Raw genomic sequence first — 14,571 nt, 5'->3', positions numbered from 1 at the left:
CGCTCGCCAAGACACTGTTGTGCTGTGACGAGCTTTTTTTAACTTCCTTCTAGTTCGCTGCGATTTTTGGTCGTGAGGTTAATTCGAGTATTCACCAGCAAAAAATTTGGCTCTGTATAACCTATTGTTGCCTCGATTTCAAAACTATCAAAAATTAGTGGTTCGGATTGCCGAGGTTTCCTCGGCAATAGAAGAACCAGTGATTTCACCTTGTCAACCATGAATTAATTATTTTTATGAAGTCTTTAAATTTATTTCTAGTTATTTTAAGTATTGTCTCTGCTCCTGGTACTGCTCTAGCTCAAGGTGGTTTACAAAATTTAGATTTGCCAGCTACTCGTACAGAAAAGGTAGAAACAGAGAATTCTGCTCGAGAGGAGAACGAAGAAGTTAATAACAATGACTCTGGCGGTAAACCGATAGAAACACCCGAAACATCTAAAGAGCAAACTTCGGAAGTTACTACCTCCGATAAGCCTAGCCCAGAAGAAATTGCTCGTTTAGAAAAATTAGCCGCAGCAGATAAACTTTACCTTCAAGGAAACAAAGCCGAAGCAGCAACTTTGTATCGAGAAGCTAAAGAACCTTGGGAACAGGAAATCAAACATAATGATGAAATACTAGAAGCAATTTACGATCCTGCCAAACTAAGTCCTGGAGGCAAAGTTTATTGGCGCAATTATCAACAGGGCAAAAAACAGCAGTTAGAAAGTAAAATTTTTAGTTCTTTAGAACTATTAATCGCTCAACAGCCAGAATTTATTCCTGGTTACACCGAGTATGCCAAAGTTTTAACTCAATATGACAGAGAACCAGAAGCTTTACAAATATTAGAGCAAGCCACCAATTTATATCCCAGCGATTCAAAACTGCTTAAAGCCAAAATGCAGGCTGATGTCGCTGCCGAAAAGTGGTTGGAAGCATCAATTGCGGCGCGGCAGTTTGCCTTATTCAATCCCAATAGTCCTAAAGCCGAGGAATTTACTCAACTAGCAGACAAATACCTAGAAGAATATAAGAGTGAGTTACGTTCGGACATGACTTGGAATGCCGTTGGCAACGTTATCGCAGGAGCGGCAGGTTTTGCGTTAACGGGCAACTTATTTGGACCTATTTCGGCAATTGAAACCACCGTATTAATGTTGAGAGGAGAATCAGCGGTTGGGGAAGGTTTTGCCAAACAGGTTCAGAAGCAAATTCCCATGCTGGAGAATGAAGAAGTATTGAATTACGTGCGGAAAGTTGGTAGTAATATTGCTGAAGTTGCAGGTAGAGATGATTTTGAGTACGAATTTTATGTGATTATGGACGATCGCCTCAATGCCTTTGCCCTGCCAGGAGGTAAAGTATTTGTTAATGCTGGTGCGATTATGAACACGGATACCGAAGCGGAACTGGCAGGTTTACTCGCTCACGAAGTCTCTCATGCAGCCTTATCTCATGGTTTTCAGTTAGTTACCAAAGGTAATTTCACCGCCAATGTGGTGCAATACGTTCCCTATGTAGGCAGCACGGCTACCAATCTTATAGTTCTCGACTACAGCAGGGGTATGGAAAGACAAGCAGATATTTTTGGTACGAGAATTTTGGTTGCGGCTGGCTATGCTGCCGATGGTGTCCGCAATTTAATGGCTAAACTAGATGAAATCAATAAAGCAGAGGATAATCCTCATCCTCCCGCCTGGCTATCGACTCACCCCGACAGCGAAGACAGAATTAGCTATATGGAAAATTTGATTGTCGATCGCAATTTAAATCGTTATGCCTATGAGGGGGTAACCAAACATCAGGAAATGAAAGCAAAAGTTACCAGTCTCTGGCAAGAGTTCTTACAAGAAAAATGTAGCGATAAAAAAGAGCGCGGCGTAACTGTCGATGAAGAAAAATGTAAGGGAATAAAAATTAAAGAAGAAGTAGATAATGATGAGAAAGAAACCGAAGAATAAGCGCAGCTAATTCAACTCGATCGTCAGTTGCAAAATTTAAGGGAAAGGTGGTTTATAAATTCCTTTCTCTTTTTTGTTTGTAAATTGGCATTTATCTCTATTGACTTTTAATATGAAACACCTAAATGTTTGCTCCAAAAGGATGAGGTTTGGGACTGGGGATTGGTGAATGGGCAAAAGTTCCTAATCTCTAATTTCCGATCCCTATTATTTATGTAGCATTCTTTTTTGGACTTTATATACTTTTTTAAAATGGTCGGATATTTGGTTTTTCAATCGAGATAAATAGCAATAAACGGGTAGTATTCGATCGCTACTACAGATACATTTAAGTTTATACAATCCAAGCGATATTAGTTCGATTGAATGAAATTCTCCTTAGACAAAACATTTAGCGACCGCGAAACTTATGAACTTATTGCTAAAGCAATTGCTTTTATGCGCCAAAATCATTGCCAACAGCCCGATCTAGAAACTATTGCCCAACAAGTAAACCTTAGTAAGTATCATTTTCAAAGATTGTTTACTCAATGGGCTGGCATTAGCCCAAAGCGTTTTTCGCAATATCTCACGGTGGAATATGCCAAAGCCCAAATAGCTAAAACAAAAAATATTTTGGAGTTAACCTTAGATGCTGGTTTGTCAAGTCCAGGGCGATTACACGATTTGTTTGTCAATCTAGAGGCTATGTCGCCTGGTGAATTTAAGACGAAAGGCAAAGGACTGCAAATACGGTATGGAATCCACGATACTCCTTTTGGTATTTGTCTTATTGCTAAAACAACTCGTGGCATCTGTAATTTGCATTTTTATGACTCAGTTGATGAGACGGTAGCCGAAAATTGTCTTCTCGGGGAATGGACTAATGCAGAACTTATCTACGATTCACAAGCAACAAAAGAAACTATCGATCGCATTTTTCAGCCTACTGAGGTTGAAGGATCGGCTTTGATTCTTCATGTCAAAGGAACTAATTTTCAGATTCAAGTTTGGCGAGCACTTTTAAAAATTCCTTTGGGTAGTATTGCTACATATCGAGGACTAGCAACATTAATCAACCGACCAAATGCTGCCAGAGCAGTTGGTAATGCCATAGGAAAAAATCCTGTTGGCTATCTAATTCCCTGTCATCGAGTAATTAGAGAGTCGGGCGAGATGGGTGGCTATAGATGGGGAACCGAAAGAAAGTCAGCTTTATTAGCCTGGGAAGCCAGTCAAAACAAAAGTTTGAAGTAGAATTCACTATAAAAATATCCGCTCTTGTTGGGCTTTTACTGCAATTGCAGTAAAAAAGTTTTTTTAGAATTAAGTGCAATCCCAGTTATATAAGATTTCAGTAAAATCTAGTTTTTCAAGTTGCGATCGCTTAATAAAAAAGTTAGCAATACCATTATCACCCCATACAATCTCGCATCCGCTTTCATTACTATCGCTGTCTATTTGTAACAATAAAATATACGGCTCGTTTTGAGATAAATCGCGACGTGGATCGTCTTGTGTAAAAGAAGGATATCCTAACAATTTATGTCCAGCAGAATTAAATTTATCCCAATATTCATCTAATTTTTCATAATATTCATTGTTACGATTGTGAGTATTGAAAAAATCAAATTGATAGTCACTTGGACTAATTGGAGAAGAATCCAGATTGAATTTAAGCGCACAACATCCCTGAAATGGCAACAGCCAATATTTGGATTCAAGTTTTGGCAAGAAACTAAAATCAGTCAATAAATTGTTTATTTCCAGATCCACTTCAGGAAAATATATAACTCTAAATTCATCTTGTTTAAAAGGTTCTTCAAAATCACAACCGTAATAGTCTAAATCTGCTGCTAAATAAAACTGTAATATTCCTTTATCTGGTAGCTTTTCAATTTTGGGAATCTCTGCAAAATTAATCTGCGCCAGTAAATAAAGATATTTGCCATCATAGCTTTTAGGATACTCAAAATCTTGAGGCATATAAGGATGACCACCAAACTTACTCTGCCACAAAGTAGGGTTATTATTATCGGTTAATTCTATTTTGATATAGGGTTGGATTGTAGCTTCAATAGCACCACGATAGGATTCTAATTTATCGGATAGTTCGACGTTGAGTTTGTAGTTCATATCAATTTTTTTTAAATTTATCAAACATCCTTCATAGCGATCGCCACTAAATCTTCGATATTTTTGATGTTAGAATCTCCTGCCAAGTAACCGATACCGCGATGGAGATGCAGGGTAAACTGCTGTTTGAGGACTTCTCGATCTGTTCCCAAACCATCGCGATCGCATCTTTGTTTGAGAGCAATTAGCAAAATATCGGCAATTTCTCCCCCAAACACGTTCCAGGCTATTTCTACTTTACTGTCGGTCTTAATCGGTACCGCAGAAGGCAGGCTTGGTTCGGCTAGAGAACGACATAACGCCCATCTACACAATATATTCCACTGTTTGATTTTGGTAACGCGCTTGAGTTTATTCAATTGGTCTTCGGCAGTTTTAGATAGGCGAACGCGTTCGATAGGGCTGTCCATTGATAATCGGATAAATTTACTTAAAAGTATCGGAAAGATAGTCGGCAGTACTTTCTACTAGAGCGATCGCATTTTCATAGAGCATTCGCGTCGGACCAATGACCCCCACACTGCCAATCGGTATATTATCTTGATAGTAGTTTGCCGATACCAAAGTACAGATTTGCATCGGTTCGAGGGGGTTTTCCGCGCCAATTACGATCTTAACTTTCTGTAGTTGCCGTTCTAAGTCGGAAATAGAGAAAATAACGGGTAAAAGCTGCTCCTGTTCTTCTTCTAGCAGATAAAGTAAAGTTTGAACCTGGTCTAGTTGAGAAAATTCAGGCTGGCGCAAAATTTCTGCAACTCCATGAATGGCAATGGGGTTAAATGTTGAAGGTTGAAGCGAATGCTGGATCGTTGCTGCCAGTTTTTTGAGAAAACCAGTATAGCAAGCAAATTGGCGATCGATTTCTTGCCAGTCTATAGTGATAATTTTGTCTAATGACTGCCCCTTTAATTGTTGATTGAGAAAATTAGATAAGATTTGTAACTCTCCTGCGATCGCCTCTTCGTCGATCGCTGCTTCATTTTTAAATGGAGATTCAATTAAAAGCGACTGGGTATGATAAGAATCTGTTACGACAATCAGCATTATCTGACCCGAAGCAACTCGCACTAACTGTAAGTGATGTAAAGTAGTATTAAGTTTTTGGGGAAAAGTAATCAGAGCAATATAACCGCTTAAAGCTGCTAAAATTTTAGTAGCTCTTTGCAGCAAAGCTTCAAAACTGCCTTTTTCTGACTGAAGCTCGTGCTGTAAAAATTGAGCGATAATTTTGCCGATGTTTTCATCGCGAACTAGCAGGCGATCGACATAAATGCGATAGCCAGAATCGGAAGGAATACGCCCTGCCGAAACGTGAGGCTGATATAATAGCCCCGCATTCTCCAAACGTCCCATTGCATTGCGAATGGTTGCCGAACTCACATTCAAGTCGTATTCTTCAGCTAGAGTTTTAGACCCTACTGGTTCGGCAGTAGCAATATAGTGTTTTACTGTGGCTTTGAGTATGTTCTGATATCTCGTACTCAGATCGGGTAAATGAGCCATAGAATAAACAAATTATTAAACAAATATACCCCAATTTTTTGGTCGATTATAGTTCTAACCCGACCAAAAATAAAAGACTATGTGATGGCGCAATAACAACTAATAGCGAGGAATAGTCGAATCGACCGCCTGAGAATAAGCATCGATTCCCCCGGCAACATTTTTAACATTGTTAAAACCTCTAGCTATTAACCACTGGCATAATTGAGCCGATCGCATTCCATGATGGCACATAACAATGGTTTCGGCTTCAGGGTTAAGACGGGTAAGAATACTATCCGACCATCGCTCGAATTCGCTCAATGGTAGCACTTCAAATTGAGGAATACAGGCGATCGCCACTTCATTTCGTTCTCTGACATCAATAAGCTGCAAATTTTGGTCTGCATCTGCCATACGTAATGCCAAATCATCAACATCTATTTCTGGGATTGGAGAACTATAAAACATAACTATTCCTTATTATAAAGTTTTTAGCTATTAGCTTTAAGCTATTTCTTAATTTTATTGTTGCGATCGCAGACAAAAAGCTAACTACTAATACTGTCATATAGTAAATTAAGATTGTTTCCTGCTCTTATTTGGTAGTTTTGGTTGCTTTTTAATGAAACCTCGTTCTTTTTTTACGATTTTAACCACAGGTGCGATCGCGGTATTTGTGGTTGCGGCTGTAGGTTTTTTCTGGATAATCGGTCGTAGTCCTCTCAGTCTATTGGGTGGTGGGGTAGTAGCATATCCCCAGGCAGCACTTTTTATATCCAAACAGGCTCCTGCGGCTATATCATTATTGGTCAATCCCGAAAAGCTCGATGCGCTACGCCAGCTATCGGTGCCGATAAGCAAGAGAAGACAATCACGTTTGGAATGGGACGAGTTAAAAACCAATTTACTGGCGCAAACGGGATTGGACTATCGGCGAGATATCAAACCCTGGTTGGGAGAAGAAATTACCCTGGCAATTACTTCTCTAGATTACGATCGCAACCCCAATAACGGCGTACAGCCTGGATATTTATTGGCTACTGCTACTAAAGATACGGAATTAGCTAAAGAATTTTTACAAATCTCTCTTTCTGAAGGTGCAATTTCCGAATCGATCGATTTAGCCTACGAAAAATACAAGGGAGTTAATATAATTTATCAACGTTCTCTAGCTCCCGAAGCCAATCCTAGCATTTGGGCAAATGCCGTAGTGGGTGATTTTGTGCTGTTTGCCAATCATCCCGAAGTCTTGCGACAAGCGATTAACAATGCCCAGGCTATAGATTTAAGTTTAGCAAGAGCCGATTTTTACCAAACTGCCCTTGAAACTATCTATCAGCCTCGTATTGGGCTAGCATATCTCAATCTTCCAGGAGTATCGGCATGGTTGGATAAAGCAGCAGTTCCTCAAACTACAGAAAAACAAACCCTAACAGTAACTCTGGCAGTCAAACGAGCGGGTGTAGCAGCCGAAACCGCTTTAATTGGAGTCAAAAACGAAAGCGATCGCACACCTGCTTTGAGCGAACCCGTAACCGCTCTATCCTATCTTCCTGCTAATAATGTTGTCGCAGTTGCAGGAACTAACTTAGACGACTTTTGGCAAAAAATTCAGGCGGGTTTAAACCCACAAAGCCCACTCGCACAGTTAGCCAATCAAATTATCGCCAGTATCGAAACTCCCTTAAAAATCGATCTGGCAGAAGATATTTTTTCCTGGGTAAAAGGTGAATATGCCTTAGCTTTGTTATCTTCTCCCGAAAATAGTTCGGGCTGGCTGTTTGTTGCCGAAAATACCGCCAGTGAAGATATTACTGAAGCGATCGCCCATTTAGACAGTCTCGCCAGACAGCAGGGTTTGAGCGTCGGGGAGTTTCCCGTAGGGGATACAAATGTTACCGCCTGGACGAGATTGAAAACCGCCTCCAAACCAAACTCTGTCAGTCTCAATGCCGAAGTTAGAGGAGCGCACGCCGTCACCGATAATTATGTGATTCTGGCAGACTCTTTAGAAACAGTTGCCCTAGCTTTAGATAGTCGAAATTCTTTTTTATCTAACCCAGAATTTCAAAAAATCGTCGCTTCTTTACCTAGCGAAAATGATGGCTATGTTTATGTCAACTATGCCGACGGCAAAGCGTTTTTAGAAAGAGAGTTACCCATAATTAAAGCGATCGAACTATCGGCACAGTCTTTACTGGCTCACATCAAAGCGATCGCTCTTAGTAGTCAGGGAAGTAAAGCGGGAGTGCGTCGGGCTACTGTAGTGTTTGAGTTGGAAAATAGTTAAGCTAAAACTTAAGTTACTCTCACAATTAAAGCGATCGCCCTTAGCAGACAAGGAAGTAAAACAGGGCTATGACGGGCTACTGTAGTGTTTGAATTAGATAATAAATAATCATTGTGTAATGCAATATCCCGATCCAAATAATGCTCATCCATTGCCTAAATTTCCCCAGGTTTGTTTTATTAAAAATACTGTCTCCAATCCAAATATCGTTATTGGAGATTTTACCTATTACGACGATCCAGAAGACTCAGAAAACTTCGAGCGCAATGTACTCTATCACTTTCCATTTATTGGGGACAAGCTAATTATTGGTAAATTCTGCGCTTTATCAAGAGGCATAAAGTTTATTATGAATGGTGCAAATCACTTGATGTCTGGGTTTTCTACCTATCCCTTTGAAATTTTTGGCAATGGCTGGGAGCAGGTTGCTCCAAAACCAGATCGGTATCCATTCAAAGGTGATACCGTTATTGGCAATGATGTTTGGATTGGATATGAAGCAGTAATTATGCCTGGAGTAAAAATTGGTGATGGAGCAATTATTGCTGCTAAGTCGATAGTTACTAAAGATATTCAACTTTATACAGTTGTCGGCGGTAATCCAGTAAAAGTTATCCGTCAACGCTTTTCCGATGAAATAATTCTAGTTTTATTGGAAATTTGTTGGTGGAACTGGAATATTGAAAAAATTACCAAAAATTTAGAAAAAATAGTCAGTGCAGATATTGATGCTTTGAAAATGTGTATTTAGAAAGCTTTTTCAGAACTAAAACAATAGAACTTTAAAGCCAGTGTTTGGGATAGGGTCTGCCAGGAACTAAATTACTAAAGACTAAAGTAACAATTACAATGACAATCGATCCCACTAAAGCAGGAGTCAAAATAAAGTCCCACTGTGCATTACTTAAAACTCCTACTAAAGCAACGGCACCTGCTGGAGGATGTACGGTTCTGGTCAATTGAGTTAATTTAATCGTGGTAGCTACTGCTAGAGCCATTACCCAAGGTGCCGTACCAAATAAATGTACTAAGGTTACGCAAGTCAATGCGCCAATTAAATTACCTCCAATAACATTGCGTGGTTGAGCCAAAGGACTATCGGGAACGCCAAAAACCAAGACCGCAGTTGCACCAAAAGGCGCGGCAATTAAAGGATAGGAACTATAAACTGAAAGATAAGCTAAAACTGCTATCCCGATAAAACTACCAAGATAAGAAAGCAGAATGTGTTGCCAGGAAAATTTTGGCTGATGTTTTCGGCTCTGTTGCAAAACATAAAATCTACGTTTCCAACGCTTCAAAACAGAGCGATTAGTCTGTTTTCTGGCAGAGTAATTTTTTTTTGAATAAAGCATTAGTTAGTAAATGCGATCGGCAATCGAGATAAAAGCAGGCAACCCATTTCAATTTGAGTTAGCAAAAATAAATAAGTTAAATAGAATAGTTATGCTTTATAGTCAATATATCATGACAAAAAAGCATAAAGTATTTAGATATACAGAAATTTTTAATGATTTGCTTTGTTTCTGCTTATGAAATCGATAAGCCTAACGGACAGAGCGTTCGTGCAACTTTTTTGGTTTTGTGAGTTTATCAACTGTTAGCAATAAAAACTTTGCAATTTTTTGAAAACAATGAACAGTCAAGTTATCAAGCTCGATCGCAATATAATCCCCAAAATTAAAAGCTGCCTTCAAGCAGGGGAAGTTGTTATTCTGCCTACAGATACGGTTTACGCCTTAGTTGTTAATGGCAACGATACACAAGCGATCGCTAAACTCAATAAAATTAAAGCGTTTGCTTCGCCTCAGCCTTTAGCTATATTTACCCGCAAAGAAAAAGCCAAAGAAGTGGTAGAAGTAAATCAAGCCGCTTTACAAATGATGAGTCACTTTCCCTATCCCGTGACCATGATTATGACAGCTAAACCTACTTTATCTGAAGCAGTAACAAACGGATTTAAAAATGTTTTCGTCACCTGTCCTGGTCAATTTATTTACGATCTAGTTATAGAAGTACCTTTTCCAATTGTAGGGACTTCTGCCTCTTTCGCTGGTGTTCGAGTAACCGATGCGGATCTGGCAGTTAAATTTTTTAGCGACAAAGTTTCTTTAATTGCTGATGGCGGTAAGAGCAAATACGGTAGAAGTGGAACTTTGATAGATTTTACGGTAGAAGTGCCAACCATCATGACCTATGGGACGGTTTCTGTAGACGACCTCAGACCTTTAATCCCTCAGATTATTTTGCCTTCTCACATGATGAAGTAAAGATTAGTTAGCGATTTTCTCATTGCTTTTATGGTGACTGGGTTAAGTTATGAAACGTTAACTTGACTGTCTAACGAAGATTTTTGTAACTTTGTATACAGACAAAATATTTGATTTACGAATTGTATTTGCTGTAATGGGAGAAAAATGATGCCGCTTCAAAAACCAAACGAACAAAACTCTACAGTGCAATGGTGTTCTGTTCCTTCTAACAGAACAGATATACCCCAACCACAGTTAGATACCTGGGTGCGATTATTAGAGCCAGAATCGTTTAATCCTTTTTGTCACCATGAGGCATTGCTACTTTGTCAAATATCTAACTGGGAGTGGATAGCCTGGATTCCAGATCATGGTGAAGCAGTTATTAATATCAATCAGTTTTGCTTGGAGCATTCTGTTGGTTAACTAATTTGTATTGCTTAGTACTTTAAAGTATCTCCTTAATAAAAAAACAGTTTTACAGACATCAAAACAGATAAAATGAACCCTGTGCCGTTTGTCTGAGAGTGTCATGTCTGAAATTGGGTCAACTCCGTTTACTGCTGAAGAAATTGCTGCTGAAGGTCTTAAACCTGAAGAATACCAAGAAATTGTTAACAGGTTAGGTCGCCATCCCAATAAAGCAGAGTTGGGTATGTTTGGGGTAATGTGGTCGGAACACTGTTGCTATAAAAACTCCCGTCCCTTATTAAAACAGTTTCCTACTACGGGCGAACGCATCTTAGTTGGACCAGGAGAAAATGCGGGAGTTGTAGACTTAGGAAACGGATTACAGTTGGCATTTAAAATTGAATCTCACAATCATCCTTCGGCTGTAGAACCGTTTCAAGGGGCGGCGACGGGTGTAGGGGGGATTTTAAGAGATATCTTTACTATGGGGGCGCGTCCCATCGCCATTTTAAACTCTTTACGCTTTGGCGATTTGAGCGATGCCAGGACTAGAAGGATTTTTCAGGGTGTAGTAGAAGGCATTAGTAACTATGGTAATTGCGTTGGAGTACCCACTGTAGCAGGAGAAGTTTATTTCGATCGCGCCTATCAGGGCAATCCTTTAGTTAATGCAATGGCGTTGGGATTAATGGAAACCCAAGAAATTGTTAAGGCTGGGGCTTCTGGTGTTGGCAACCCCGTGTTGTATGTCGGTTCCACTACTGGTAGAGACGGTATGGGCGGGGCGAGTTTTGCCAGTGCGGAATTAACCGATAAGTCGATGGATGACCGCCCTGCGGTACAGGTAGGCGATCCATTTTTAGAGAAATCTTTAATTGAAGCCTGTTTGGAAGCCTTTAAAACTGGCGCGGTAGTTGCTGCGCAGGATATGGGGGCGGCAGGAATTACCTGTTCGACTTCAGAAATGGCGGCTAAAGGTAATTTGGGTATCGAACTGAATTTAGATAAAATTCCCGTCCGCGAAACGGGCATGGTTCCCTATGAATATCTACTCTCGGAATCTCAAGAGAGGATGTTGTTTGTTGCCGAAAAAGGAAGAGAACAGGAACTAATCGATATCTTTCATCGTTGGGAACTTCAGGCGGTAGTAGCAGGAGAAGTCATTGCCGAACCGATAGTTAGAATTTTATACCAGGGAGAAATAGCGGCAGAAATTCCTGCCACTGCGCTGGCAGATAACACCCCTATTTACCATCGAGAATTACTCGAAGAACCACCTGAATATGCTCGAAAAGCCTGGGACTGGAAAGCCGAGAGTTTGCCCGCTTGTGACTACGAAGGTTTGTTTGTAGGTAACACCTACAAAACCTGGAACGATCTTTTACTGCAACTATTAGATACTCCTACCATCGCTTCTAAATATTGGGTATATCGACAATACGATCGCCAAGTGCAAAATAATACTATCTTATTGCCTGGTGGTGCGGATGCGGCGATCGTGCGGGTTCGTCCTCTCGATGCCAAACCCAGTGAATGTAAGACTGGTGTGGCAGCAACTACAGACTGTAATTCGCGCTATGTCTATCTCGATCCTTATGAAGGGGCAAAAGCGGCAGTAGCTGAAGCAGCGCGCAACCTTAGCTGTGTGGGTGCAGAACCTTTGGCAATTACCGATAATCTCAATTTCGGCAGTCCCGAACAAGCGGTAGGATATTGGCAACTGGCTAATGCCTGTCGCGGTGTTGCCGATGCCTGTCGAGAATTAGGTACTCCCGTTACTGGCGGTAATGTTTCCCTTTATAATGAAACCTTGGATTCTAACGGCGTACCCCAGGCAATTTATCCTACCCCCGTAATCGGTATGGTGGGTTTAATCCCTGACATAGGTAAAGTTTGCGGACAAGCCTGGCAAAATGAAGGAGATTTTATCTATTTGTTAGGTAGTTTGCAACTGCCTACCTTGGGCGCATCGGAATATTTAGCTACTATTCATAATACAGTTGCTGGTAAGCCGCCAACCGTTAACTTTGACTTGGAACGCCAGGTACAAGCAGTTTGTCGCTACGGCATCCGTCAGGGCTGGATTAACTCGGCTCACGATTTAGCGGAGGGAGGATTGGCAGTTGCTTTGGCTGAAGCCTGTATTGGCAATAGATTAGGGGCGGAGGTCAAGGTAGCTGTATCCGATACACAGCGTTTGGATGAAATATTGTTTGGGGAAGTTGCTAGTAACATAGTAGTTTCGGTTAGTTCGAAAATAGTTGCGGATTGGGAAGACTATTTACGGTCAAACTTGGCCAATAATTGGCAAAAAATTGGTACGGTAGGCAACTCCAGCTTAAAAATTTTAACTGACGATAATCTTTCGTTAATCAATGTTAAGATTGACAGTGCAATCGAGTGCTGGCAACAAGCAATAGAAAAAAGGTTAAGTATTTAAAGAATCTTAAATTTTCATTACAATAGAGTTGAAAAGATGCCAAATAGGTATTTTGTTTTTTAACAAAATTTTCCCACTCAATTGCCAATATCTATTACCGCAAAGCAGGAGCAAGTTCATAGCATGATGCCCAACTATCTCGATTGGCAGACGAACCGAGACGATCGCCCAGATAAACCTGAAGAAGCCTGTGGAGTATTCGGAGTTTATGCGCCAGGAGAAGATGTTGCCAAACTAACTTACTTTGGTCTTTACGCCTTACAGCATCGAGGACAAGAATCGGCAGGAATTGCTACTTTTGCGGGTAAAATCGTACATTCCTATAAAAATATGGGTTTGGTTTCGCAAGTTTTTAATGAAACAACCTTAGAGAAGCTTTCAGGTGATATTGCCATCGGTCATACTCGCTATTCTACAACTGGTTCTAGCTTAAGAGCCAATGCCCAGCCCGTGGTAGTCGATACTCGCCTGGGTTCTCTGGCACTCGCACATAACGGTAATTTGGTTAATGCAGTAGAACTGCGAAAGCATTTAACTAAAAGAGAAGCCGCTTTTATTACTACCACAGATTCAGAAATGATCGCTCTGGCGATCGCCGATGAAGTCAATCGCGGCAAAGATTGGATACAGGGGGCAATAAGTGCCTGTAAGCTGTGTTCTGGGGCGTATAGTTTGACTATTGCCACACCTGTTGGGTTAATGGGCGTGCGCGACCGCAACGGAATTCGTCCTTTGGTAATTGGTGTTTTGAAAGTAGAGGATAAGCCACCTCGCTATGTACTTGCCTCAGAAACCTGTGGTTTGGATATTATTGGGGCAGAATACGTACGAGATGTAAATCCTGGAGAATTAGTCTGGATAACTGAATCGGGGCTAGTTTCGATCGACTGGGCGCAACAACCAGATAAAAAGCTGTGCATTTTTGAAATGATTTATTTTGCCCGTCCCGATAGCGTGATGCACGATGAGACTTTGTTTAGTTATCGTTTGCGCCTGGGAAGACAGCTTGCTAGAGAATCTATAGTTGATGCCGATATAGTGATTGGCGTACCAGATTCGGGAATACCTGCGGCAATCGGTTTTTCTCGTGAATCTGACATTCCCTATGGGGAAGGATTGATTAAAAATCGCTATGTGGGTAGAACCTTTATTCAGCCTACTCAGAGTATGCGCGAATCGGGAATTCGGATGAAGCTCAATACATTAAAAGATGTCTTAATGGGAAAACGAGTTATTATCGTTGACGATTCTATTGTTCGAGGTACGACCAGTAAGAAAATTGTTAAAGCTTTAAGAGATGCAGGGGCAAGTGAAGTCCACATGAGAATTTCATCGCCACCTGTTACCCATCCCTGCTTTTACGGTATCGATACCGACAACCAAAAACAGCTAATTGCCGCCACTAAATCAGAACGAGAAATTGAAAAGCGAATTGGCGTAGATAGTTTAGCTTATCTCAGTTGGTCGGGAATGCTACAGGCTACAGGAGAAGATCCGAATAATTTTTGTTCGGCTTGTTTTACTGGTGATTATCCAATCAACATTCCCGATGATATTAAGCGTTCAAAATTAATTTTAGAAGAAACTAACGTTTAAATTAAGTAGCAAGTAGCCCTTCGGGTACTTTTCGAG

General features: G+C 40.6%; 13 protein-coding genes. 8 read left to right on the top strand and 5 right to left on the bottom strand.

The genetic code is table 11. The features are described 5' to 3' along the window. The first annotated feature begins 236 nt into the window (after positions 1-236). Positions 237-1,946, top strand: a complete 1,710-nt coding sequence (locus KV40_RS09060) for a M48 family metallopeptidase (RefSeq protein WP_052055490.1) — start codon at positions 237-239, stop codon at positions 1,944-1,946. A gap of 366 nt (positions 1,947-2,312) precedes the next feature. Further along, on the top strand, positions 2,313-3,182 hold the full coding sequence (locus tag KV40_RS09055; RefSeq protein ID WP_036480115.1) for a methylated-DNA--[protein]-cysteine S-methyltransferase: 870 nt from the start codon (positions 2,313-2,315) through the stop codon (positions 3,180-3,182). 69 nt (positions 3,183-3,251) lie between these two features. Here KV40_RS09055 and KV40_RS09050 read toward each other — a convergent pair whose 3' ends face one another. The 4 genes from KV40_RS09050 to KV40_RS09035 all read right to left on the bottom strand — a co-directional run bounded on the left by KV40_RS09050 (position 3,252) and on the right by KV40_RS09035 (position 6,014). Then, entirely contained in the window at positions 3,252-4,061 is an 810-nt protein-coding gene (locus KV40_RS09050; RefSeq protein WP_036480785.1) for a YwqG family protein, read from the bottom strand. A 20-nt stretch (positions 4,062-4,081) separates the two neighbouring features. Beyond that, entirely contained in the window at positions 4,082-4,471 is a 390-nt protein-coding gene (dndE, locus tag KV40_RS09045) for a DNA sulfur modification protein DndE (RefSeq protein ID WP_036480113.1), read from the bottom strand. Between the two features lie 16 nt (positions 4,472-4,487). Beyond that, positions 4,488-5,564, bottom strand: a complete 1,077-nt coding sequence (hrcA, locus tag KV40_RS09040; protein ID WP_036480111.1) for a heat-inducible transcriptional repressor HrcA — start codon at positions 5,562-5,564, stop codon at positions 4,488-4,490. Positions 5,565-5,663: 99 nt separating this feature from the next. Next, positions 5,664-6,014: a rhodanese-like domain-containing protein gene (locus tag KV40_RS09035; protein WP_036480110.1), complete on the bottom strand. Its 351-nt coding sequence runs from the start codon at positions 6,012-6,014 to the stop codon at positions 5,664-5,666. 154 nt (positions 6,015-6,168) lie between these two features. On the opposite strand from KV40_RS09035, the gene KV40_RS09030 reads away from it, so the two are divergent. Together KV40_RS09030 and KV40_RS09025 are read left to right on the top strand one after the other, a co-directional pair. Continuing rightward, positions 6,169-7,836, top strand: a complete 1,668-nt coding sequence (locus KV40_RS09030; RefSeq protein ID WP_036480108.1) for a DUF3352 domain-containing protein — start codon at positions 6,169-6,171, stop codon at positions 7,834-7,836. A 118-nt stretch (positions 7,837-7,954) separates the two neighbouring features. Continuing rightward, positions 7,955-8,587, top strand: coding sequence for a Vat family streptogramin A O-acetyltransferase (locus KV40_RS09025; RefSeq protein WP_036480105.1), 633 nt, complete (start codon positions 7,955-7,957; stop codon positions 8,585-8,587). 31 nt (positions 8,588-8,618) lie between these two features. On the opposite strand, the gene KV40_RS09020 is transcribed toward KV40_RS09025, so the two are convergent. Then, the gene (locus tag KV40_RS09020) at positions 8,619-9,191 is read right to left on the bottom strand and encodes an HPP family protein (protein WP_036480102.1); all 573 of its coding nucleotides are present in this window, start codon (positions 9,189-9,191) and stop codon (positions 8,619-8,621) included. 279 nt (positions 9,192-9,470) lie between these two features. On the opposite strand from KV40_RS09020, the gene KV40_RS09015 reads away from it, so the two are divergent. From KV40_RS09015 to purF, 4 genes are all read left to right on the top strand, one after another. Then, positions 9,471-10,106 carry an L-threonylcarbamoyladenylate synthase gene (locus KV40_RS09015; RefSeq protein WP_036480099.1) on the top strand — a complete coding sequence of 212 codons (636 nt, stop codon included), beginning with the start codon at positions 9,471-9,473 and terminating at the stop codon, positions 10,104-10,106. A gap of 147 nt (positions 10,107-10,253) precedes the next feature. Beyond that, positions 10,254-10,514: a hypothetical protein gene (locus KV40_RS09010; protein WP_253274201.1), complete on the top strand. Its 261-nt coding sequence runs from the start codon at positions 10,254-10,256 to the stop codon at positions 10,512-10,514. A 106-nt stretch (positions 10,515-10,620) separates the two neighbouring features. After that, positions 10,621-12,939: a phosphoribosylformylglycinamidine synthase subunit PurL gene (gene purL / locus KV40_RS09005; RefSeq protein ID WP_036480093.1), complete on the top strand. Its 2,319-nt coding sequence runs from the start codon at positions 10,621-10,623 to the stop codon at positions 12,937-12,939. A 123-nt stretch (positions 12,940-13,062) separates the two neighbouring features. Beyond that, positions 13,063-14,535, top strand: a complete 1,473-nt coding sequence (gene purF, locus KV40_RS09000) for an amidophosphoribosyltransferase (protein WP_156113996.1) — start codon at positions 13,063-13,065, stop codon at positions 14,533-14,535. Positions 14,536-14,571: the final 36 nt, after the last annotated feature.

Source organism: Myxosarcina sp. GI1 (assembly GCF_000756305.1).
Taxonomy (GTDB): Bacteria; Cyanobacteriota; Cyanobacteriia; order Cyanobacteriales; family Xenococcaceae; genus Myxosarcina.
Note: the sequence above shows the minus strand (reverse complement) of the source record. Positions and strands in the feature narration are given on the sequence as shown.